A 24,871-nucleotide genomic window follows, 5' to 3' on the forward strand; every position below is an offset into this window, starting at 1 on the left:
CGCGGGCCATTCGTTCTTGTTGATACGACCGGGTCTCCAGGTCACGCCGCCGATCAGCAAGGACTCCAAGCATGAATGCCGCAGACGCACAGAAACTAGCCCGCCGCTTTATCGAATTGCCTCAGGACAAACGCCGTCTGTTCTTAGCCGGCATGGCCCGCGAAGGCATCGATTTTGCGCAGCTTCCCATGACCGCCTGCGACGGCATCGCCGAGCGTGACGGCCTGTCTTACGCGCAGCAGCGCATGTGGTTTCTCTGGCAACTGGAGCCGACCAGCGCAGCCTACAACCTGCCGATGGCGGTGCGTCTGGAGGGCGATCTGCAAGTCGAAGCATTGGAGCAAGCCTTCAGCCGTTTGGCGGCGCGCCACGAATGTTTGCGCACCACCTTCGGCCAGGACGGCGAGCGGGCCTTCCAGCGTGTGGCCGAACCAAAGCCACTGAAGTTGCCCGTGACTGACCTGAGCGAGTTGCCCCAAGCCCAGCGCTGGTCGCTGGCGCAGCAGCACATGATGGCCGAGGCGACCCAGGCCTTCGACCTGCACAACGGCCCGTTGCTGAGCCTGCGGCTGTTGCGCCTGGCCGCGCAGGAACATGTGTTGCTGCTGACCCTGCATCACATCATCGCCGACGGCTGGTCGATGAACATTCTGATCGACGAATTCATGCGCACTTACGACGCGCAGGTCGCCGGGCGTGAACCGACGCTGGCGCCGTTGACCGTGCATTACCGCGACTATGCGCTGTGGCAGCGCAGCTGGCTGGAGGCCGGTGAGCGCGAGCGGCAACTGGACTACTGGCGCACGCAACTGGGCGACGAACATCCCGTGCTGGAATTGCCCACCGACCGCGCTTATCCGGCGCAAGCCAGCCATCAAGGCGCACGCTTGGAAACGGTGATCGACGCAGCTCTGCGCGAAGAACTGAAAAACCTTGCCCAGCGTCAGGGCGTGACCTTGTTCGTGGTGTTGCTGGCGGCGTTCAAGACCCTGTTGCATCGCTACAGCGGCCAGACCGATATTCGTGTCGGCGGCCTGATTGCCAACCGCACCCGCAGTGAAACCGAAGGGTTGATCGGTTTCTTCGTCAACACGCAGATTCTGCGCAGCGCGGTTACTGCACAAACGCCATTCGCCGAGTTGCTTCACAATCTGCGCCAGGCCGCCCTCGGCGCCCAGGCCCATCAGGATCTGCCGTTCGACGCCTTGATCGAAGCCCTGCAACCGGCGCGCAGCCAGAGCCACAATCCGCTGTTTCAAGTGATGTTCAACCACCAGCCGCTGGTTACCGATTTGCATCAGGTGCAACTCGCTTCAGGCTTGCGCGTGGGTTACTTGAGCGAAGAGCAACTGGCCGGCAGCGCTCGGCAACACGCGGCCACCAGCGACCTGATGCTCGACACCCGCGAGGAGGGCGAGCAACTGTTCGCCGCCTTCACGTACGCCACGGATATTTTTGATGCCTCAACCATTGCCGCGCTGGCCGGGCATTGGCGCAACATTCTCCAGTCGGTGTGCCGCGATCCGCAGCAGTTGATCGGCGAAGTGGCGATGCTCGCCGACAGCGAACGCCACGGGTTGATCCAGGCCACCGCGCCAGCGCCTCGTTTCACTAGCGTGCAAAGCCTGTTCGAAGCGCAAGTCGCACGCACTGCGCAAATGCCGGCGGTGCTGTTGGCCACCGCGCCTTCACGGGCATTCAGCTACGACGAACTCAACAGCCGCAGCAATCGCTTGGCCCATCAGTTGCGCGCACAGGGTGTCGGCCCGGACGTGCTGGTCGGCGTCGCGCTGGGGCGTTCGCTGGAATTGGCGGTGGCGCTGCTGGCGGTGCTCAAGGCTGGCGGTGCCTATGTGCCGCTGGATCCGCAAACCCCGGCCGAACGCTTGCGCCATGTGCTCGCTGACAGTGGTTTGCAACTGTTGCTCAGTGATCAGCAAAGCCTCGCCAAGCTGCCGCCACTGGATGGCATCGAGTGCCTGTGTCTGGAACAATTGCCCGACAGCGAGCAGAGCGACAACCTGCCGGTCACGGTCGAGGCTGACAACCTCGCTTACGTGATCTACACCTCTGGCTCCACCGGGCGGCCGAAAGGCGTGGCGGTCAGTCATGGCGCGCTCAGCGAGTTCATCGCCCGCGCCATCGACTACAGCGATCTGCGCGAAGGCGACCGTGTTCTGCAATTCGCCACCAGCAGTTTTGATGGCTTCGTCGAGCAGTTTTTCCCACCGCTGTGCCACGGCGCCAGCGTGGTCATGCGCGACGCGCCGTTGTGGGACAGCGCGACTTTGCATCAGGTCATCGTCGATCAGCGCATCACCCTGGCCGACCTGCCGGCGGCTTATTGGTATTGGCTGGTGCAAGAATACGCGGCGAAACCCCCGGCAAGTTTCGGCGCGCTGCGGCAGATTCACGTCGGCGGCGAAGCCATGGCGGTGGACGGTTTGCGCTTGTGGCAACAGGCCGGGCTCGGCCATGTGCGCCTGCTCAACACCTACGGCCCGACCGAGGCCACGGTGGTCTCGACGATCCATGACTGCACCGCGCTGACCGCGCAGGACGTGTCGTGGCGCGGCATGCCGATCGGCAAGGGCCTGGCGGCGCGGCGCCTGTACGTGCTCGACGATGATCTGAACCTGCTGCCGCAAGGCGCGGTGGGCGAGTTGTACATCGGTGGGCCGGGGCTGGCGCGCGGTTATCACCGTCAGCCGAGCCTCAGCGCTGAGCGGTTCATCGCCGACCCTTTCGCCGACGGCCAGCGCCTGTACCGCACCGGCGACCGTGCGCGGCTGCGCGGCGATGGCGCGCTGGAATATGTCGGCCGGGTCGATCATCAAGTGAAGATTCGCGGTTTCCGCATGGAACTGGGCGAGATCGAATCGCGCCTGCAGCAATCTCCGGGCGTTCGCGAGGCAGTGGTGCTGGCGGTGCCATTCGCAGGTGGAGCGCAACTGGTCGCTTACGTGGTGACAGAACCTGCGGTGCTTGCCAGCACGGCAACGCAAACGGCGTTCCGCCAGCAGACCCGGGCCGTGCTGCAAGCCAGCCTGCCGGATTACATGGTGCCGGGGCATCTGCTGTTGCTGGCGAACCTGCCGCTGACGCCGAGCGGCAAGCTCGACCGCAAGGCCTTGCCGACGCCGGATCCGGCGCAGTTGCAGGGCGATTACCGCGCTCCGCAATCGCCGGCCGAGCAGTGTCTGGCACAGGTCTGGGCCGAGGTGCTGCACGTGCCGCGTGTGGGCCTGGACGATCACTTTTTTGAACTGGGCGGCCATTCGTTGCTGGCCGCGCAGGTGATTGCCCGGGTCAAGGAGCAGATGGGCGTGGTGCTGCCGCTGCGCAGCCTGTTCGAAAAACCGCTGCTGGCGGATCTCGCCGAGGTGCTCGGGCAACTGGCCGAGACGAGCGGCGACGACGACTGGTCCGACCTGGATCAGTTCATGAATGCATTGCAAGGAGAAGAAGTATGAGCGGCACGATGGCGGAACGTATTGCAAAAAGGTTCGTCGGCCTGCCGCTGGAACAGCGTCGGCTGTTTCTCGCCAAGCTGCGCGAGGAGGGCAAGGATTTCAGCCTGTTGCCGCTGCCGGTCAGCCGCCACGACTGCGCTCAGATTCCCCTTTCATTCGCCCAGCAACGCCTGCTGTTTCTCTGGCAACTGGAACCGCACAGCGCGGCATACAACATGGCCGCTGGCTTGCGTCTCAAAGGCCGGCTGGATGAGTCGGCCCTGAGCCGCTCGTTCGATCATCTGCTGGCGCGCCACGAAGTCTTGCGCACGGTGTTTCACACCGACGGCGATCAAGCGCATCAGCTGATTCTCGAGCAACAAAGTATTGCGCTGGAACGCTTCGATCTGACCGGCATCGCCGCGCAAGAGCGCGAAGAACTGCTCGCGCAACACGTGCAAGACGTCACCGCGCAACCGTTCGATCTGCGCCACGGCCCGCTGTTGCGCGCCAGCCTGTTTGCTTTGGCCGACGATGAGTTCGTGCTGGTGGTGAGCATGCATCACATCGTCTCCGATGGCTGGTCGATGGACGTCATGGTCAAGGAATTCGTGCAGTGCTATCAGGCGTTCAGCCTGCAGCGCGAGCCGCAATTGCCGGCGCTGCCGTTGCAATACGCCGACTATGCGATCTGGCAGCGGCGCTGGCTGGAGGCCGGCGAGGGTGAACGCCAGCTCGACTACTGGCGTCAGCAATTGGGCGACGAACATCCGCTGCTGGAAGTGGCGCCGGACTTTGCCCGACCGCTGACGCAAAGCTTTGCAGGACAGACCCTGAGCTTTGATTTCGGCACCGTCCTGTCGCAACAGCTCAACGTTTTTGCGCGCAGCCAGGGCATCAGCCTGTTCATGCTGGTGCTGGCCGGGTTCTCGCTGTTCCTTTCGCGTCTGGCCGGCGAGCGCGACATTCGTGTCGGCGTGCCGAATGCCAACCGTGGCCGCGCCGAAGTCGAGGGGCTGATCGGTTTCTTCGTCAACACCCAGGTGCTGCGTTGCCAGGTCGATGAGCGCGGCAGTTTCGCCGATTTGCTCGCGCAGGTGCGAGAAGCGGCGTTCGGCGCACAGGCACATCAGGAGTTGCCGTTCGAGCAACTGGTCGACGAATTGGTCGCCGAACGCACCCTGGGCCACAACCCGCTGTTCCAGGCCAAGTTCAACCAGAACGTCGGCATGCAGAAACAGCGCTCGATGGCCTTGCCCGGCCTGACCGTCAGTGAATATCCGCTGGCCAAGGACGGCACGCATTTCGATCTGGCCCTGGACATCACCGACGACAGCGCACTGATCCACGGTCAGATGACCTATGCCAGCGATCTCTATCGGGCGGAAACGGTCGCCGGTTTTGTGCCGATGTTGCTGGATCTGTTTACCCAGTTGCTCAACTCGCCGCAGGCGCCATTGCACATGGTTGCCACACCACGGCCTGCTGCGCTTGCCAGCCAACGCGAACCGGCGTTGACGGTGTTGCAACACTGGGCGCGTGAAGTGGCTCGGCAGCCGCAGGCGCTGGCGGCTCGTGATTTACAGAAGACAATGACGTTCCAGGCGCTGGATGAGGAGGCCAATCGTCTCGCCCATTATTTGCGAGCGCAGGGCGTCAATGTCGGCGATCCGGTGGCGGTGCTGCTGGAACGTTCGCTGGACTGGCTGACTTGCCTGCTGGCGATTCTCAAGGCTGGCGCTGTGTACATGCCACTCGACGTCAAGGCGCCGAGCGCGCGCCTGAAGCAGATGCTCGGCGCTGCGCAGGCGCGGGCGCTGATCGGTGCTGAAGGCGATGTGCGGGTCAGCGAATTGGCGGGTGAGGGCTGTCAGGGTCTGGAGTTTGCACCGGGGCAATGGCAGTCACTGCCGACGTCCGCGCCTGAACTGACGCTGTATGCGCAGTCGCCGGCCTACGTGATTCACACCTCCGGTTCCACCGGGCAACCGAAGGGCGTGCTGGTCAGCCACGGCGCGCTGGGCAGTTACGTGCGCGGCGTACTCGAACGTCTGGCGCCGGCGCCCGAGGCCAGCATGGCGCTGGTCTCGACCATCGCCGCCGACCTTGGCTTCACCGTGCTGTTCGGTGCGTTGTGCTCGGGCCGACTGCTGCATGTGTTGCCGGAAGAACTCGGCTTCGACCCGGATCGTTTTGCCGAATACATGGCCTGCCATCGCGTTGGCGTGCTGAAGATCGTCCCCGGGCATCTCGCCGCGCTGTTGCAGGCGGCCAAGCCTGCCGATGTGCTGCCGGAACACGCACTGATCGTCGGCGGCGAAGCCTGTTCGCCGGCGCTGGTCGAGCGTGTGCAGCAACTGAAACCGGGCTGTCGTCTGATCAACCACTATGGCCCGAGCGAAACCACCGTGGGCGTGCTGACCCACGAGGTCGAAGAACTCGCCGCCCAGGCGCGCAGTGTTCCGATCGGCGCAGCGCTGGCCGGTGCTCATGTCTATGTGCTCGACGATGTGCTCAACCCGGTAGCCGATCAGGTTGCCGGTGAGTTGTACATCGGTGGCGACAGCGTTGCCCTTGGCTACCTGAATCAGCCGGGGCTGACCGCTGAGCGTTTCCTGCCTGATCCGTTTGGGAACCCCGGCGCGCGGGTGTACCGCAGTGGCGACCGGGTCCGCCGCAACCGCGAGCAGGCAGTGGAATTCATCGGTCGTGCCGACGATCAGGTCAAAGTGCGCGGCTACCGTGTGGAGCCTGCGGAAGTCGCGCGGGTGTTGCTCAGCCTCGACGGTGTCAGCGAAGCCGCCGTGCTCGCGCTGCCACTGGATGACGATCCGGCGCGCCTGCAACTGCTGGCGTGGTGCGTGCCGGCAGTGGGCGCGAAGGTGCAGGCGCAGGATCTGCGCGAGCAATTGCAGGCGCGGCTGCCGGATTACATGGTGCCGGCGCAGTTAGTGTTGCTGGAAAAGCTGCCGCTGACCGCCAACGGCAAGCTCGACAAGCGTGCCTTGCCAGTGCCCGGCGTGGTCAGCCAGCAGTTCGTCGCGCCGGTCGGTGAGATCGAGGAAAAACTCGCCGCGATCTGGGCCGAAGTGCTCAAGCTCGAACGGGTCGGCAGCAGCGATAACTTTTTTGAACTGGGTGGCGACTCGATCCTCAGCTTGCAGATCATCGCCCGGGCCAAGCGCCAGGGCATCAAGCTCAGCCCCAAGCAGTTGTTCGAAAAACAGACCATCGGCCAACTGGCCGCCGTCGCCAGACTGATCGAATCCAAACCGGCTGCCGTCGCCGCACCTGTGGCACGCGGGCCGTTGCCGTTGCTGCCGATCCAGATGCGCTTCTTCGACACGCCGATTGCCCAGCGCCAGCACTGGAACCAGGCGGTGATGTTGCAACCGACCCTGGCGCTGGACGCCGCGCATCTGCGTACGGCGCTGGCAGCGTTGGTGGAACAGCACGAGGCCTTGGCCCTGAGTTTCGTTCAGTCGGGCGATAGCTGGCAGGCGTTGCCGCAGACTCAGTGCGATGCCGAACGGCTCTGGCTGCGCGAACTGGACAGCCTCGACGCTTTGCCAGCGCTGGCCGACGCGGCACAGCGCAGCCTCGATCTGCAACGCGGGCATCTGTTGCGCGCTGTGCTGGTCACTTTGCCGAATGCCGAGCAACGTCTGTTGCTGGTCATCCATCACCTGGTGGTCGACGGCGTGTCGTGGCGCATTCTGCTGGAGGACTTGCAGCAGTCTTACCAGGCATTGGCGGCGGGGACGGCGCTCGCGTCGCCGGGCAAAAGCAGTTCGATGCACGACTGGGCCGGGCAGTTGCACCGTTATGCGCAGAGCGACACGTTGGCGGCCGAAAGCGCTTATTGGCGCCAAACCCTTGAGGCCGGCGACGCGTCACTGCCACGGGATTTTGCCGAGGACAGCCAGACCCGCGCTCAGGCCGCGCGCGCCAGTACGCGCCTGAGCCGGACACTGACCGACAAGCTATTGAAAGTCGCCCCGGCGGCGTACCGCACGCAAATCAACGACCTGTTGCTGACGGCTTTGGCGCGGGTGTTGTGTGACTGGAGCGAGCAGCCGTCGGTGTTGATCCAGCTCGAAGGCCATGGTCGTGAAGACCTTTTCGACGACATCGACCTGAGCCGCACGGTCGGCTGGTTCAGCAGCCTGTTCCCGGTACGCCTGACTCCACAGGCCAATCCCGCTACGTCGCTGTGCGCGATCAAGGAGCAACTGCGCGCTGTGCCGGGCAAAGGCATCGGTTATGGCGTGCTGCGTTACCTCACGCGTGCAGCCGAGTTGCAGACGCTGGCGCAACCACGGGTGACCTTCAATTACCTCGGTCAGTTCGACGGCGCGTTCAGCGCCGAGCAGGGCGCGTTGTTCCTGCCAAGCGCTGACAGCACCGGCGCCAATCAGGATGGGCAGGCGCCGCTGGGCAATTGGCTGAGTGTTGACGGTCAGGTTCTCGGCGGAGAGCTGGAACTGACCTGGACCTTCGGCACCAGCATGTACCGCGCCGAGACCATCGAGGCGCTGGCCGAGGCTTACCGCCGCGAACTGGAACGCCTGATCGAACATTGCTGCGCGAGCGGCACAGGTGGCGTGACACCCTCGGATTTCAACCTCGCCAACCTGACCCAGGCGCAGCTGTCGGCATTGCCGATGGCGCCGCGTGACATCGTCGATCTGTACCCGCTGTCGCCGATGCAGCAAGGCATTCTGTTCCACAGTCGTAACGAGCCGGACAGTCCGGCTTACACCAATCAGCTGCGCGTCGACGTCGAGCAGCTCGACGCCGAGCGCTTCCGCCAGGCCTGGCAGCAGACCCTCGAAGCCCACGATATTCTGCGTACGGCGTTCGTCTGGCCGCAGGATGCCGCCGCGCCGGTGCAAGTGGTGCGCAGCCGCGTGCAGATGCCGTGGCAGGTGCAGGACTGGCGCGGTCGCGCCGGCCTGGATTCAGCACTTGATCATCTCGCCACTGAAGATCTGCATAACGGCTTCGATCTGCTCGACGCACCGCTGTTGCGCGTGACGTTGGTGCGCACCGATGAGCACACTCATCACCTGATCTACACCTGCCATCACATCCTGATGGACGGCTGGAGCACTTCGCAGTTGTTCGGCGAAGTGCTGCAACGCTACGCCGGCATCACGCCGAGCGCAGGGCAGGGGCGTTATCGCGATTACATCGAATGGCTCGGCCAGCGCGATCAGCAAGCCAGTCGGCAGTTCTGGCGCGCAGCGCTGGCGGACCTTGAACAGCCGACGCGACTGGCCAGTGCCATGCCGGTCAGGCACGCGGCGAACGGCTATGCCGATCACGAGCATGTGTTCAGCGAACCGCTGACCGCCGAACTGAACCGCTTTGCCCGCGAGCAGAAAGTCACCCTCAACACATTGGTGCAAGCGGCATGGCTGCTGCTGTTGCAGCGCTATACCGGCCAGGATCACGTGGCGTTTGGCGCGACGGTCGCCGGACGGCCAACCGATTTGCCGGGCGTCGAGCAGCAGATCGGCCTGTTCATCAACACCTTGCCGGTGGTGGCGGCGCCGTCGGCCGAGATCGCTGTGAATCAATGGCTGCAACAGGTGCAGGCGCTCAACCTGGCCTTGCGCGAGCACGAACACACGCCGCTGTATGACATTCAGCGCTGGGCCGGTACGGGCGCCGGGGCGTTGTTCGACAGCATCCTGGTGTTCGAAAACTACCCGATGGCCGAGGCCTTGGCGCAGGGCCCGCAGACGGGTCTGAAGTTCTCGGCAATCCGCCGGCAGGAGCAGACCAACTATCCGCTGACGCTGGTGGCGGTCACCGGCCGCGAGCTGAGTCTGGGCGTGAGCTACGATCAGGCCAGCTTTGACGCTCAAGCGATCCGCGTGTTGAGTGCGCAGTTGCAAGGCCTGCTCGAGCAGTTCCTCGCCGACGCCGGGCAGCCGCTGGGCGCGCTGCAACTGCTCGCCGAGCCACAACGGCAACAAGCGATCGAGTGGGGCAAGGCGCCGGTGATTGCGCCGGATCATCGCACGGTGCTCGCGCACATCGCCGCGCAAGTGCAGCGACAGCCACAGGCGAACGCGGTGCTGTTCGCTGAGCAGTCCATCGCTTACCAAGACCTCGATACCCGGGCCAATCGTCTGGCGCACAAGCTGCAAGGCATGGGCGTCGGGCCGGAAGTGCGCGTCGGCGTGTGCATGCGCCGCACGCCGCAGATGCTGGTCGGCTTGCTGGCGATCCTCAAGGCCGGTGGCGCCTACGTACCGCTGGACCCGGATTACCCGCAGGAACGCTTGCTGCACATGCTCGACGACAGCCGCGCGGCGGTGCTGCTCACTGAGCCGGCGGCATTGGCGATGCTGCCCGAAACCTTGAGTGCGCAGGTGCTGCTGGTGGACGAGAACGTCGCCAGCGAATACCCGGCCACTGCGCCACTGGTTAATCTCGCGGCAGACAATCTGGCGTACGTGATCTACACCTCCGGCTCCACCGGCAAACCGAAAGGCGTAGCCATCAGCCACGGCAATCTGTCGGCGCTGATTCAGTGGTCGGCGGCGGTCTATCGCAAAGAACATTTGCGCGGTGTGCTGGCTTCGACGTCGATCTGCTTCGATCTGTCGGTGTGGGAAATCTTCGTCACGCTGGCCTGCGGTGGCTGTCTGGTGCTGGCCGACAACGCCCTGGCGCTCGCGGCTTTGCCGGCGCGCGAGCAGGTCACGCTGATCAACAGCGTGCCGTCGGCGATTGCCGCGTTGCAACGGGCCGGACAGATTCCGGCATCGGTCGGAACCATCAATCTGGCCGGCGAACCGCTCAAGCAGGGTCTGGTCGACAGCCTCTATGCCAGCACTCAGGTGCAGCAGGTCTACGATCTTTACGGGCCGTCGGAGGACACCACTTATTCGACCTTCACCCTGCGCACCCCGCAGGGCCGGGCGAACATTGGCCGGCCGCTGGACAACACCGTGGCCTACCTGCTCGACAGTCAGTTGCAGGCGCTGCCCGAGGGCGTGGCGGCCGAGCTGTACCTCGCTGGTGCCGGGGTGACGCGCGGCTATCTGCGTCGTGCCGCGCTGACCGCCGAACGCTTTGTGCCGAATCCTTACGCGAGCAACGGCGAGCGCCTGTACCGCACCGGCGATCTGGTGCGCCAGGGCGACGATGGCAACATCGAGTACATCGGTCGCGCCGACCATCAGGTGAAGATTCGCGGCTTCCGCATCGAACTCAGCGAGATCGAAGCACGCCTGCTGGAACTCGACGATATCCGTGAGGCGGTGGTACTGGCGCAGGACGGCGCCGCAGGCAAACACCTGCATGCCTACCTCGTCGCCGCACCGGACAGCGAGCGGACGACGCTGGCCGAGCGGGTGCGCAGTGCGCTGGTCAGCCGCTTGCCGGCGCACATGCTGCCGGGGCATCTGCACCTGATCGACGCGATCCCGCTGACGCCCAACGGCAAGCTCGATCGCAAGGCGCTGATGGCGTTGGGCGAGAGCCCGACGCAGGAGCAATACCTGGCGCCGCAAAGCGATATGCAATGGGAGGTCGCGACGATCTGGCAGGAGGTGCTGGAAGTCGAGCGGGTAGGGCTGGCGGACAACTTCTTCCAGCTCGGCGGCCATTCGTTACTGGCCACGCTGGTGGTGACCCGGGTGCAGGAACGTCTGGGCGACAAGGTGCCGCTCAAGGCGTTGTTCGAGGCCGACACGCTCAAGGATTTCTGCGCGCGGATCGAAGCGCTGCGCGTCGAAATGTCGCCCGTTCAGGATGAATTGGCTAAATCACTGGAGGCCCTCAAACGTCTATCCCTCGATGATCTGGAAAAACTGATTTCTTGAGAGGGAAAAACGCGTGCAAGAGTTAATCGAGTCGGTAGGACAACTTTCGGCTAAGCAAAGAAAGGCTCTGGCGGTTCTGCTCAAGCAGAAAGGCGTCAACCTCTTTGACATTGCCCCGGTTTTCAAGCGCACGGCTGAAGAGCCGTTGCTGCTGTCCTACGCTCAGCAGCGCCAGTGGTTCCTCTGGCAGTGGGCACCGCACAGCGCGGCCTACAACATTCCGACGGCCCTGCGCTTGCAGGGGCCGCTGGATGTGCCGGCACTGGAACGCAGCATTGCGGCGCTGATCGAGCGCCACGAAACCTTGCGCACGGTGTTCTCTCAAGACAGCGCGCAACCCTTGCAAGTGGTCCTGCCCGCAGGACCTTTTACCCTCGATATTCATCACCTGAGCGCTGATCTGGCGAATGACCCGGAGCACTCGATCGAGGCTTTCGTTCAGACCCAGAGCCAGAAGACTTTCGACCTGCAGCACGGCCCGTTGCTGCGTGCCGCGCTGCTGCAGGTCAACCCTGATGACCATGTGCTGGTGCTGACCCTGCACCACATCGTTTCCGATGGCTGGTCGCTGCAAGTGATGATCGAGGAACTGGTGCAGCTCTACGCCGGTTTCAACCTCGGTCACGACGCCGGTCTGCCGGCCCTGCCGATTCAATATGCCGATTACGCCTTGTGGCAGCGCCACTGGATGGAGGCCGGTGAGCAGGAGCGCCAACTGGCCTACTGGCAGGAAAAACTCGGCGGCGAACAACCGGTGCTGGAACTGCCGCTGGATCGCCCGCGCGCGGTCGATCAAAGCTTCGCCGGCGCCAGCCACAACCTGATTCTCGACCCGGCGCTGAGTCATGCCCTCAAGGCCTTTGCCCGGCAGGAAAACGTCACCCTGTTCGTGTTGCTGCTGGCTTCGTTTCAGGCCTTGCTGCATCGCTACAGCGGGCAAAGCGACATCCGTGTCGGCGTGCCGGTGGCCAACCGTGGCCGGGTGGAAATCGAGCGCCTGATCGGCTTCTTCGTCAACACTCAGGTGCTCAAGGCGGACATCGACGCAGAACTGCCGTTTATCGAACTGCTGCGTCAGGTCAAACAGACGGCGCAGGAGGCGCAGGCGCATCAGGACTTGCCCTTCGAGCAACTGGTCGAAGCGCTGGAACCGGGCCGCAGCCTCAGCCACAGTCCGCTGTTCCAGGTGATGTTCAACCACCAGGCCGAGCGCCGTGCGAGCGTCGCCACGCGCCTGAACGGCCTGAACATCGAACCGCTGGAATGGCAGAGCCAGACCGCGCAATTCGACCTGACCCTCAACACCACCGAACAGGCCCACAGCATCGAAGCGGTGCTCAAGTACGCCACTGACCTGTTCGACGCCGCGACCATCGAGCGCCTGGCGCAACACTGGACCGCGCTGTTGCAAGCGATCGTCGCCGAGCCGAGCCAGCGTATCGGCCAGTTGCCAATGCTCGATGCAGCCCAGCAGCAACAGCTGTTGGCGCAATGGAATCCGTCGCTGATTGAACAACCGCTGACGCAGTGCCTCCAGCAAGCCATCGAGGCCCAGGCCGAGCGGCATGCCGATGCGGTGGCGGTGAGCTGTGCCGGGCAACGCCTGACCTACGCTGAACTCAATCACCGCGCCAACCTGTGGGCGCATACGCTGATCGAGCAGGGCGTCGGCCCGGACGTGCGCGTCGGCGTGGCGGTGGAGCGTTCGCTGGACATGATCGTCGCCATTCTCGCGGTGCTGAAGGCCGGCGGCGCCTATGTGCCGCTGGACCCGAGCTACCCGGATGACCGCTTGGGCTACATGATCGACGACAGCGGCATTGACTTGCTGTTGACCCAGGGGCATTTGCTCGGGCAATTGCCGCTGCCGCCGGGGCTGATCTGCCTCGATCTGAATCAAACGCCGGAGCATGGCATCGCAAGTAACCCGCCATGCCTGACCACGCCGGACAATCTGGCCTATGTCATCTACACCTCCGGTTCCACCGGCAAACCCAAGGGCGCCTTGCTGCCGCACGGCAACGTGATGCGCCTGTTCAGCGCCACCGCGCACTGGTTCGATTTTGGCCCGCAGGACAGCTGGACACTGTTCCATTCCTACGCGTTCGACTTTTCGGTGTGGGAGATCTTCGGCGCGCTGTTGTACGGCGGCAAACTGGTGGTGGTGCCGCACGATGTCAGCCGTTCGCCGGAGGATTTCTACACGCTGCTGTGCGATGAAAATGTCACCGTGTTGAACCAGACGCCGTCGGCGTTCAAACCACTGATGCAGGTCGCCTGCGAGTCGAGCCGCAGCAATGCCCTGCGTTACGTGGTGTTCGGCGGTGAGGCGCTGGAAGTACAGAATCTGCGCCCGTGGTTCGAGCGTTTTGGCGACCGCGCGCCGACGCTGATCAACATGTACGGCATCACCGAAACCACCGTGCACGTGACTTACCGGCCATTGTCGCTCGCGGATCTGCAGAGCAATCACAGCAGCCCGATCGGCGCGCCGATTGTCGACCTGTCGTGGTACTTGCTCGACAGCTCGCTGAACCTGGTACCGCAAGGCTGCATCGGCGAGTTGTACATCGCTGGCGCCGGTCTGGCCCGTGGCTATCTGAATCAGGCTGGCATGAGCGCCACGCGCTTCGTGCCCGATCCGTTCAATCGCAAGGCCGGCCAGCGTCTGTACCGTACCGGCGACCTCGCACGCCTGCGCGGCGACGGGGTGATCGAGTACATCGGCCGTATCGACCATCAAGTGAAGATTCGTGGTTTCCGTATCGAGCTCGGTGAAATCGAAGCGCAACTGCTCAAGCATCCACACGTACGCGAAGCGGTGGTGCTGGCGGTGGACGGCCTCAGCGGTCAGCAACTGGCGACCTGGGTCGTGCCCGTCGAGACATTGAACGCGGACGAGCAGGGCGCGCTGCGCGATTCGATCAAGGCGCATCTGCGCGAAACCCTGCCGGACTATATGGTCCCGGTGAGTTGGGCGTTCCTCGACCGACTGCCGCTGACCGCCAACGGCAAGCTCGATCGCAAGCAACTGCCGCAGCCGGATGTTGCCCAGGTGCAAGAAGCCTACGCGGCGCCGCGCAGCGAACTGGAACAGCGTCTGGCGGAGATCTGGCAGGACGTGCTCAAGGTCGAACGGGTCGGGCTTCACGATAATTTCTTCGAGCTGGGCGGCGATTCGATCATTTCGATTCAAGTGGTCAGCCGCGCGCGGCAGGCCGGCATTCGCTTTACGCCCAAGGACATTTTTCAGCATCAGACCGTGCAGCGTCTGGCCACCGTCGCGCAACAAAGCGACGCCGTGCAGACGGAGCAGGGCGAGGTGCTTGGCGACGCACCACTGACGCCGATCCAGCAGTATTTTTTCCACAGCGACATCCCGGCGCGGCATCACTGGAACCAGTCGATCCTGCTGACCCCGGCGAAAACCCTGCAAGCCGCGGCGCTGCAACAGGCCCTGGCGCAGGTGCAAAAGCAGCATGACGCCTTGCGTCTGCGTTATCGCCAAACCGAGCAGGGCTGGCAGCAAAGCCACGGCGCGGCGGATCAGCCACAAGCGTTGTTACGCACTTTCACGCTGGACGACAGCGCGGCATTGCCAGCGCTGTGCCTGGACCTGCAACGCAGCCTGGACCTGCACAACGGCCCGCTGATCCGCGCGGCGCTGATCGATTTGCCGGACGCCAGTCAGCGTCTGCTGCTGGTGATTCATCACCTGGTGGTCGATGGCGTGTCGTGGCGAATCCTGCTGGAAGACCTGCAGAACGCCTATCAGCAGATCAGCAGCGGACAGCGCGTGCATCTGCCGGCCAAGACCAGCGCGTTCAAGGATTGGGGCTTGCGCCTGCAAGAGCATGCGCGCAGCGCGGCGCTGGGCAGCGAACTGAGCTACTGGCGCGAGCAGTTGCGCGACGCGCCGCTCGGTTTGCCGCTGGATAATCCGCAGGGCCAATTGAACAACCGCTTCGAACGCAGCGTCGACACGCGACTGGACGCCGAACGTACCCGCCAATTGCTGCAACAGGCTCCGGCGGTCTACCGCACTCAAGTCAACGACCTGCTGCTGACCGCACTAGCGCGGGTGCTGTGCGAGTGGACCGCAAGCGACAGCGCGTTGGTGCAGCTCGAAGGCCATGGTCGCGAAGACCTCTTCGATGACATCGACTTGAGCCGCACCGTGGGTTGGTTCACCAGCATGTTCCCGGTACGCCTGACACCAAACGCCAGCCTGGAAAGCTCGATCAAAGGCATCAAGGAGCAACTGCGCGCGATCCCCAACAAGGGCATCGGCTATGGCTTGCTGCGTTATCTCGGCACCGCCGACGCACAAGCGGCGTTGCATGAACTGGCGCAACCGCAGGTGACGTTCAACTACCTCGGCCAGTTCGATAACAACTTCGATGAAGACGCCTTGTGGCGGCCGGCCACCGAGGACAAGGGCGCCGGTCAGGACGAAAGCGCGCCGATGGCCAACTGGCTGACCATCGATGGCCGGGTTTATCAGGGCCAGTTGAGCCTGACCTGGACCTACAGCAGCGACGTCTTCGAGGAGGCGACCATTGCCGCTCTTGCCCGCGCCTACGAAGTGGCACTGAACGAATTGATCGACCACTGCCTCAGCCATGCGGGCGGCCTCACGCCGTCCGACGTGCCGCTGGCCGGTTTGTCCCAGGCGCATCTGGACAGCCTGCCGATTGCCGCCCAGCGCATCGAGGACATCTATCCGCTGGCGCCGATGCAGCAGGGCATTCTGTTCCACAGCCTGTACGATGCGGACGCCAGCGCCTACGTCTATCAGATGCTGCTGGACATCGACGGCCTCGACGTTGCGCGGTTCCAGCAAGCCTGGCAGCGGGTGGTCGATCGCCATGAAGTGCTGCGCGCCGGTTTCATCTGGGGCCGCGAGGGCCTCGATGCACCGTTGCAGGTGATCAACCGCCAACTGACCCTGGAAATGCCGGAAATCGATGTGCGCGATGCCGCTGATCTGCCGGCGGTGCTTGAAGCACGGGCGCAGGCCGACCGTGAACGCGGGCTCGATCTGCAGAATCCGCCGCTGCTGCGCCTGTGCCTGTTGCGCACTGCCGACGATCGCCATCGACTGATTTTCACCTGCCACCACATCCTCATGGATGGCTGGAGCAACTCGCGGATGTTCGGCGAGGTGCTGCAGGATTACGCCGGCCAGCCGGTGCCGAGCGCACAGGGCCGCTACCGCGATTTTCTGGTCTGGCTGCAAGGCCAGGACAAGGCAGCCGCGCAGGACTTCTGGCGCGGGCAACTGGCCGAACTCGACGAGCCGACCCGACTGGCGTCGGCTTGTCACGGACGCACCGTGCCGGGGCCGGGCAAACGGATGCATCGTCTGCATTTCGATGAAGCGTTGACCCAGCGTCTGAACAGCTTCTCCCGTCAGCAACAGGTGACCCTCAACAGTCTGGTGCAGGCCGCGTGGCTGCTGGTGTTGCAGCGCTACACCGGCCAGGCCACCGTGGCGTTTGGCGCCACGGTTTCCGGGCGGCCGGTGGATTTGCCGGGCATCGAGGAGCAACTGGGCCTGTTCATCAACACCTTGCCGGTGATCGCCAGCCCGCAGGCCAGCCTCAGCGTCGGCGATTGGGTGCGCAGCGTGCAGGACAAGAACCTGCTGTTGCGCGACTACGAACAGACGCCGTTGCAGGACATTCAGCGTCTGGCCGCATTGAGTGGCGAAGCGCTGTTCGACACTTTGCTGGTGTTCGAGAACTACCCGGTGTCCGAAGCGCTGGAGGCCAATCCGGGCGGGCTGCGTTTTTCCGGTCTGGAGCATCGCGAGCAGACCAACTACGGTCTGACCCTGATTGCCGGCGCCAGCGAAGTGCTCAACCTCGATTTCAACTACCTCACCGAACACTTTGCCGAACGCAGCGTGCTTGCTCTGGCCGCGCATCTGCGTGAGGTGCTGGAGCTATTTATCGAGGCGCCGCAACGGGCACTCGGCGAGATCGGTCTGCTGCCGCTGGCCGAGCGTCAGACGCTGGCGCAGTGGAACGACAATCACGCCGCTTATCCGGCCGAGCGGTTGATCTCGCAGAGCTTTGAAGCAAGGGTCGCAGCGCATCCGCAGGCACGGGCGTTGAGTCATGCCGGCGTGGCCCTGAGCTACGGCGAACTGAACCGCCGCGCAAACCAGTTGGCCCGGCATCTGGTGACGCTGGGTGTCACCGCCGAAGTGCGCGTCGGCGTAGCGATGCCGCGTTCGGCGGAACTGGTGATCGCCCTGATGGCGGTGCTCAAGGCCGGCGGCACCTACGTGCCGCTGGACCCGGACTACCCGGCCGACCGCGTGGCCTACATGCTCGATGACAGCCAGGCGAAAGTCCTGCTGACCCAGCAAGCGCTGCTGGCGCAACTGCCGTCCAGCGAAGCGCAAGTAGTGCTGGTCGAGGCCGGCGGTGAGGCGTTCGCCGCGCAAGCACCGGACAACCTGCCGGCGCGCGCCGACTCGGCCAATCTTGCCTACGTGATCTACACCTCTGGTTCCACCGGTAAACCGAAAGGCGTGGCCATCGCCCATCGCAACGTACAGGCGCTGATTGACTGGTCCGCCGAGGTCTACAGCGAGGACGATCTGCAGGGCGTGCTGGCCTCGACGTCGGTGTGCTTCGACCTGTCGGTGTGGGAGATTTTCGTCACCCTGGCGCGCGGCGGGTCCATGGTCATGGCGCGCAATGCTCTGGAGCTGGCGGACTTGCCCGAGCGTGATCAGGTGCGCCTGATCAACACCGTGCCGTCGGCGATTGCCGCGTTGCAACGCATCGGCCAGATCCCGCCGGGCGTGCGCATCATCAATCTGGCCGGCGAGCCGCTGAAGCAGGCGCTGGTCGACACGCTGTACCGCGAGACTTCGGTCGCCCACGTTTACGATCTGTACGGGCCTTCCGAAGACACCACGTATTCGACCTGGACCCGTCGCGAACCCGGCGGTCAGGCCAATATCGGCCGGCCACTGCGCAACACCACCGCGTACCTGCTCGACGGGCAATTGCAGGCAGCACCGCTCGGCATCGCAGCGGAGCTGTATCTGGCCGGTGACGGCATTACCCGTGGCTATCTGTTGCGCCCGGGCCTGACTGCCGAACGTTTCGTGCCCAACCCGTTGGCGAGCAACGGCGAGCGTATGTACCGCACCGGCGACCTGACGCATTTCATGGACGACGGCCGTATCGAATACGTCGGCCGCATCGACCATCAGGTCAAGGTGCGTGGCTTCCGTATTGAACTGGGTGAAATCGAAGCGCGTCTGCTGGCCCAGGCCAGCGTGCGCGAAGGCGTGGTGCTGGCGGTCGACGGCGTTGGCGGCCAGCAACTGCTGGCTTATGTGGTCCCGACCGAGGCCGATCAAAGCCCCGCGCAACTGGACGCGCTGAGCACTGCGCTGCAAACCGCGCTCAAGGCGCATCTGCCGGACTACATGGTGCCGGCGCAGTGGCTGTTCCTCGAACAGTTGCCGCTGACACCCAACGGCAAACTCGATCGCAAGGCCTTGCCGGCACCGAATGCCAGCCAGGCACAACGCGATTACGTCGCGCCATCGACGGCGCTGGAGCAGCAACTGGCCGAGGTCTGGCAGGACATTCTGAAGATCGAGCAGGTCGGCGTGACCGACAATTTCTTCGCCCTCGGCGGTGATTCGATCATCTCGATCCAGCTGGTCAGCCGCGCGCGGCAGCAGGGCATTTGCTTCACGCCCAAAGACCTGTTCCAGCAGCAGACGGTGCAGAAACTGGCCGCAGTGGTTTCGCTTGAAGACGCGCAATCCGCCAGCGCCAGCGACTACCCGTTGGCGCAACTGGATCAGGCGCAGCTCGATGCCTTGCCGGTACCGGCGGAGCTGATCGAAGACGTCTATCCGCTGTCGCCGATGCAGGAAGGCATGCTCTTCCACACCCTGTCGGATAACGGCAGCAGCCTTTACGTGCAACAGGTCAGCCTGCCGATCAAGGGCCTCGACGTTGAGCGTTTCCGCCGGGCCTGGGAATTCATCATTGTGCGTCAGGCGATCCTGCGCACCAGTTTCCATTGGCAGGACGGCCTGGCCAAACCGCTGCAGGTGGTGCATCGCCAGGCGCCGCTGCAGATGCAGGTGCTCGATTGGCGTGAGCAGGACTGCAGCGAGGCGGCGATTGCCGAGTTCGCCAGCGCTGATCGCGCGCTGGGCTTCGACTTGGCCGAGGCGCGTTTGCAGCGGGTGACCCTGTTGCAGCTGGGCGATGAGCAGTACCAGATGATCTGGACCAGCCACCACATTCTGATGGACGGCTGGAGCAGTTCGCGGTTGTTCGGCGAGGTCTTGCAGTACTACTCCACGGGCGAGGTGACTGGCGAAAACGGCCGCTATCGAGACTTCATTGCCTGGTTGCAGGCACAGGATCAGGACGCGCAGGAGCTGTTCTGGAAGGCGCGTCTGGCGGTGGTCAACGAACCGACCGCGCTGAGTCAGGCGATGCACCCGCGTCACAGCGCCGACGTTACCGGTCACGATGCTATCTATTCGAACTGGGACAAAGCGCAAACCTCACGCCTGCTGGAGTTCTGCCGCGATTTGCGCATCACCCCCAACACGCTGATCCAGGGCGCGTGGCTGCTGCTGTTGCAACGCTACACTGGCCAGCAAACGGTGACCTTCGGCGCCACCGTATCAGGGCGTCCGGAAAGCCTGCCGAACGTCGGCAACATGCTCGGCCTGTTCATCAACACCTTGCCGATCATTCAGACGCCGCAGGCCGATCAGCGTCTGGCCGACTGGCTGGGTGAAGTGCAGGCCTACAACCTCGACATTCGCGATTACTCCCAGGCACCGCTGGCCGATGTGCAGCGCTGGTCGAACCTCGGTGGTCAGGCGCTGTTCGACAGCATCGTGGTGTTCGAGAACTTCCCGATCGACGAGCGCTTGCAGGAAGAAACCGACACCGAGCTGACCTTCGGCAAATCCATCGGCCACGGCGTGACCAACGTGCCGATGGACCTTGCGGTGATGCTCGGCGACGAGTTGTCGATCGAGTACCTGTACCTGCGCAGCCACTTCAGCGCCGAGGCGGTAGATGGCATTCGTCTGACCCTGGAAAACACCCTCGCGGCGATGATGGCCGCGCCGTATGAGCGGCTGGGCAACTTACAGCGTCTGTCCGCCGAACAATGGCAAGCGGCGCAGGCCTGGAGCGCCGAGCCGGCGCACCGCCATGAACCTCGCCTGTTGCCGGAGTTGATCAGCCGTCATGCGCAACAGCAGCCCGACGCGATCGCGGTGCAATGCGCCGGCGAAAGCCTGAGCTACGCCGAACTGGAGCGGCAGGCCAATCGTCTCGCGCAGTGCCTGATCGCCCACGGCGCCGGGCCGGAAGTGGTGATCGGCGTGGCGTTGCCGCGTTCGCTGGAAATGCTGGTGAGCTTCCTCGCCGTGCTCAAGAGCGGTGCGGCGTACGTGCCGCTGGACATCGATTATCCGCCCGAGCGCTTGGCGTACATGATCGAAGATTCGCGCATGGCCCTGCTGCTGACGCAAACCAGCCTGCGCGCGACGTTGCCGACGCCTAACGGCGTGCGGCGTCTGGAAATCGATCAACTCGATCGCAGTCTTTACAGCGATGCGGCCCCGGTCTGCGATGTTCACGAGCAGAGCCTGGCGTACTTGGTTTACACCTCCGGTTCAACCGGACGGCCGAAAGGCGTGGCCGTGACGCAGGGACCGCTGAGCATGCACTGCCAGGCCATTGCCGAGTTGTACGAAATGGACGCCAGCAGTTGCGAGTTGCACTTCATGTCGTTCGCTTTCGACGGTGCCCATGAACGCTGGCTGAGTACCTTGTACAGCGGCGGTCGTCTGGTGATTCGCGACGGTTGTCTGTGGACGCCGGAGCAGACCTATCAGGCCCTGCACGATTACGGCGTGACCATCGCCTGCTTCCCGCCGGCCTATCTCAAGCAACTCGCCGAGTACGCAGCCGCCAGCGGCATTGCACCGCCTCCGGTGCGCATCTACTGCTTCGGTGGCGATGCGGTGCCGGAGCAGACCTTCGAACAGGTCAAAGCCGCGTTGCGTCCGCAATACTTCACCAACGGCTACGGCCCGACCGAAACCGTGGTCACGCCGATGCTCTGGAAAGTCGCCATCAGCCAGCACTGCGAAGCGGCGTACGCGCCGATCGGCCGCGCGGTCGGTGCGCGTTCGCTGTACGTGCTCGACGACGATCTGAATCCGCTGCCGCCGGGTTTTGCCGGTGAGTTGTACATCGGCGGTTACGGCGTCGCTCGCGGTTATTACGGGCGCCCCGACCTGACCGGCGAACGCTTCGTGCCCAACCCGTTTGCGCCCGGCGAGCGCCTGTACCGCAGCGGCGATCTGGTGCGCCGTCGCGCGGACGGCGTGGTCGATTACGTCGGACGCATCGACCATCAGGTGAAGGTGCGCGGCTTCCGCATCGAGCTGGGCGAAGTCGAGGCCAGCCTGCGTCAGTTGCCAGCGGTCAGCGATGCGCTGGTGATTGCCCGCGACAATGCCTCCGGCAAGCAACTGATCGGTTATGTGGTCACCGCCACGGGTGATGATATCGGCGATGAACTCAAGGCCGGGCTGCGCGCTTCGCTGCCGGAATACATGGTGCCGGCGCAGATCGTCTGCCTCAGCGCATTCCCGGTTACGCCCAACGGCAAACTCGATCGCAAGGCCCTGCCGGAGCCGGAGTTCAAAAGCGACGAATATGTTGCCCCTCGCACCGAGCAGGAACGCCTGCTGGCGGAAATCTGGGCGCAGGTGTTGCAGGTCGAGCAGGTCGGTATCAGCGATAACTTCTTTGAACTGGGCGGCGATTCGATCCTCAGCCTGCAAGTGATCTCGCGGGTGCGAAACCACCCGACGCTGCAAATGGAGCTGAAGCTGCGCGATCTGATGCGCTATCAAACCATCGCCGGCATTCTCGAGCAGCAAGTGGCGAAGGAGGGCGCCGGGCAAGCGTCGCCTGACCTGACTCAGGTTGCCGCAGAGGGCGCGTTCAATTTGCTGCCGATCCAGCAATGGTTCTTCGCCGAAGGCATGGCCGAGGCGCATCACTACAACCAGTCGTTGCTGCTCAGCGCACGTCAGCCGCTGAATCTCGATGCACTGGAACAGGCGCTGGGCTTGATCGAACAACATCACGATTCGCTGCGCCTGCGTTTTTCCAACGACGGCGGGCGCTGGTTGCAGCGCTACAGCACCAGCGCCTCCGACGAGGCTGTGCTGTGGCGCCGCGAAGCGCAAAGCAGCGAAGAGGTCGAAGCCTTGGCCAACCTCGCGCAGCGCAGCCTCAAACTCGATGACGGGCCGGTCTGGCGGGTCATGCATGTGGCGTTGCCGGATGGTCAGGCGCGGTTGCTGGTGGTGATTCATCACCTGGTGGTCGACACCGTGTCGTGGCGGATTCTGCTCGACGATCTGAAAGTCGCTTACGAGGCCTGCGTGCAGGGGCTGGCGCCGCAACTGCCGATTCGCACCAGCAGTTATCGTTCGTTTGCCGAGGCATTGCAGGCGCAGGCGCCGGTGATTGCCGAGCAGGAATTGAGCTATTGGCTGGAGCAACTGGATCAGCCCGGCGTTGATCTGCCGTGCGACAACCCGCGCGGCAAGAACCTCGTGCGGCAACAGGCGCAGGCACGGCTCAAGCTGTCCCGGGAGCACACCGAACAACTGCTCAAACAGGCCCCGGCGGTGTACGGCACGCAGATCAACGACCTGCTGTTGTCAGCGCTCAGCCGCGCGCTGTGCCGCTGGAGTCAGCAACCGTCGGCGCTGATTCTGCTTGAAGGTCACGGTCGCGAAGACCTCTTCGAATCGATCGACCTGAGCCGCAGCCTCGGCTGGTTCACCAGCATGTTCCCGGTGCGTTTGCGCCCGGACGGCGACGACATCGGCCAGTCGATCATCGATGTGCAGGCGCAACTGGCGGGCGTACCGCAGAAGGGCATCGGCTATGGCGTGCTGCGTCATCTGGCCGGGCCGGAAATCTCGGCGCAACTGGCTGCATTGCCGCAGGCACGGGTGACCTTCAACTACCTCGGGCAGTTCGACCAGAGCTTCGATGAACAGGCGTTGCTGGTGCCGGCACTGGAAGAGACCGGCGACAACTACAGCCTCAAGGCGAACCTGGGCAACTGGCTGGAAATCGTCGGCCAGGTCTATGACGGGCAACTGGCGTTGCGCTGCATCTACAGCAGTCAGCGTTACCGCGCCGGCACCATGGATGCGCTGATGAGCGATTACCAGCGCGAGCTTGAAGCGTTGATCGAGCACTGCATGGCTCGGGTGGGTTGATCGCCCGGCCTTTTGCGCGGGCGCTGCCCAGGCGCGCCCGTCCTATTGCGGATACAAGGATTTTTATCGATGTCGTTGCACCCTGATCTGGAAGCGTTTCTCGACTTGGCCCAAGACAGCCAGGACGCCGGCCTGCCGGCCATGCACCAACTGACCCCGAGCGAGGCCCGCGCCACCTTCGAGCAGACCACCGCGCAACTGCGCTGGCCGGCGCCGCAGGATCTTGAAGTCACCGAGATCGAAACACAGGCCCGTGACGGTGCGGCGCTGGCGTTGCGTTTGTATCGGCCAAGCGGTGTTGAATCGCCGCTGCCGGTGCTGGTGTATTTCCACGGTGGCGGGTTTGTCGTTGGCAGTCTGGATTCCCACGACGGTGTCTGCCGCGAGTTTTGCCAGCGCACGCCGTGTGCGGTGCTTTCGGTCGGTTATCGACTGGCGCCGGAGCATCGCTTTCCGACGGCGCTGGAGGATGGTGAGGACGCGTTGTCGTGGCTGGCCGAACAGGCTGAGAGCCTCGGCCTGGATGGTTCGCGCGTTGCGTTTGGTGGTGACAGCGCGGGCGCCACGTTGGCGACGGTGCTGGCGATTCAGGCCGTGCGGCAGCCGCACACGGTGGCTATCGCGCCCAAGGCGCAGTTGTTGTGTTATCCGGTGACGGATGCTTCGCGGGTGCATGATTCGCGGCTGTTGTTTGGCGAGGGGTATTTGCTCGAGAACGACACGCTGGAGTGGTTTTATCAGCACTATGCGCGAGGGCCGGAGGATTATCTGGATTGGCGTTTTTCGCCGTTGCTGGCGGAGGATTTGCGTGGGGTTGCGCCGGCCATTGTGGTATTGGCCGGGTTTGATCCGTTGCTGGATGAGGGGCAGGCTTATGTCGACAGGCTGCGCGGGCAGGGGGTTGAGGTCGATGTCGAGGTTTGTGCCGGGTTGACTCATGATTTGTTGCGGTTGGGGGCGGTGGTGCCTGGGGTTCTGGAGGTGTATTTGCGGGTGGGTGGGGCGCTTGCGCGGGCTCTGGTTTAGTGTGCATATCCGTTTCTGCGGGTGTTGCGGATTACGGTTCCGCCCTTACGGCGGGTCACCTTTTTCAAACGCCAAAAAGGTAACCCAAAAGGCTTGCTCCTACGTTCGGCCCTCGCAGGCTCGGGTTCCTTCGCTGCGGGATCGATCCGGGCGCAGCGGCTACGGTTTGCTTCGCTGCACCTCCTTCCGCTGTGTCTGGCTGCGCCAGACGGTCGCTGCGCTCC

General features: G+C 63.8%; 4 protein-coding genes. All 4 read left to right on the forward strand.

The genetic code is table 11. The annotated features are described in order from the left end of the window. Positions 1 to 71 precede the first annotated feature (71 nt). The 4 genes from PS14A_RS08635 (at position 72) to PS14A_RS08650 (ending at position 24,647) form a co-directional block, all read left to right on the forward strand. On the forward strand, positions 72 to 3,473 hold the full coding sequence (locus tag PS14A_RS08635; RefSeq protein ID WP_212615760.1) for a non-ribosomal peptide synthetase: 3,402 nt from the start codon (positions 72 to 74) through the stop codon (positions 3,471 to 3,473). Further along, the gene (locus PS14A_RS08640) at positions 3,470 to 11,293 is read left to right on the forward strand and encodes a non-ribosomal peptide synthetase (protein ID WP_212615761.1); all 7,824 of its coding nucleotides are present in this window, start codon (positions 3,470 to 3,472) and stop codon (positions 11,291 to 11,293) included. Before PS14A_RS08635 ends, PS14A_RS08640 begins: the two co-directional genes overlap by 4 nt. 13 nt (positions 11,294 to 11,306) lie before the next feature. Continuing rightward, positions 11,307 to 23,621: a non-ribosomal peptide synthase/polyketide synthase gene (locus PS14A_RS08645; RefSeq protein WP_212615762.1), complete on the forward strand. Its 12,315-nt coding sequence runs from the start codon at positions 11,307 to 11,309 to the stop codon at positions 23,619 to 23,621. Positions 23,622 to 23,690: 69 nt separating this feature from the next. Continuing rightward, positions 23,691 to 24,647: an alpha/beta hydrolase gene (locus tag PS14A_RS08650; RefSeq protein ID WP_212615763.1), complete on the forward strand. Its 957-nt coding sequence runs from the start codon at positions 23,691 to 23,693 to the stop codon at positions 24,645 to 24,647. Positions 24,648 to 24,871: the final 224 nt, after the last annotated feature.

It is taken from the genome of Pseudomonas sp. 14A (genome assembly GCF_018132745.1).
In the GTDB taxonomy this organism is placed as follows: Bacteria; Pseudomonadota; Gammaproteobacteria; order Pseudomonadales; family Pseudomonadaceae; genus Aquipseudomonas; species Aquipseudomonas mercuritolerans.

What these genes read in the sequence shown, in the direction of transcription:
- PS14A_RS08635 (WP_212615760.1), top strand. Translation starts at nt 72, where the DNA reads ATGAATGCCGCAGACGCACAGAAACTAGCCCGCCGCTTTATCGAATTG.
- PS14A_RS08640 (WP_212615761.1), top strand. Translation starts at nt 3,470, where the DNA reads ATGAGCGGCACGATGGCGGAACGTATTGCAAAAAGGTTCGTCGGCCTG.
- PS14A_RS08650 (WP_212615763.1), top strand. Translation starts at nt 23,691, where the DNA reads ATGTCGTTGCACCCTGATCTGGAAGCGTTTCTCGACTTGGCCCAAGAC.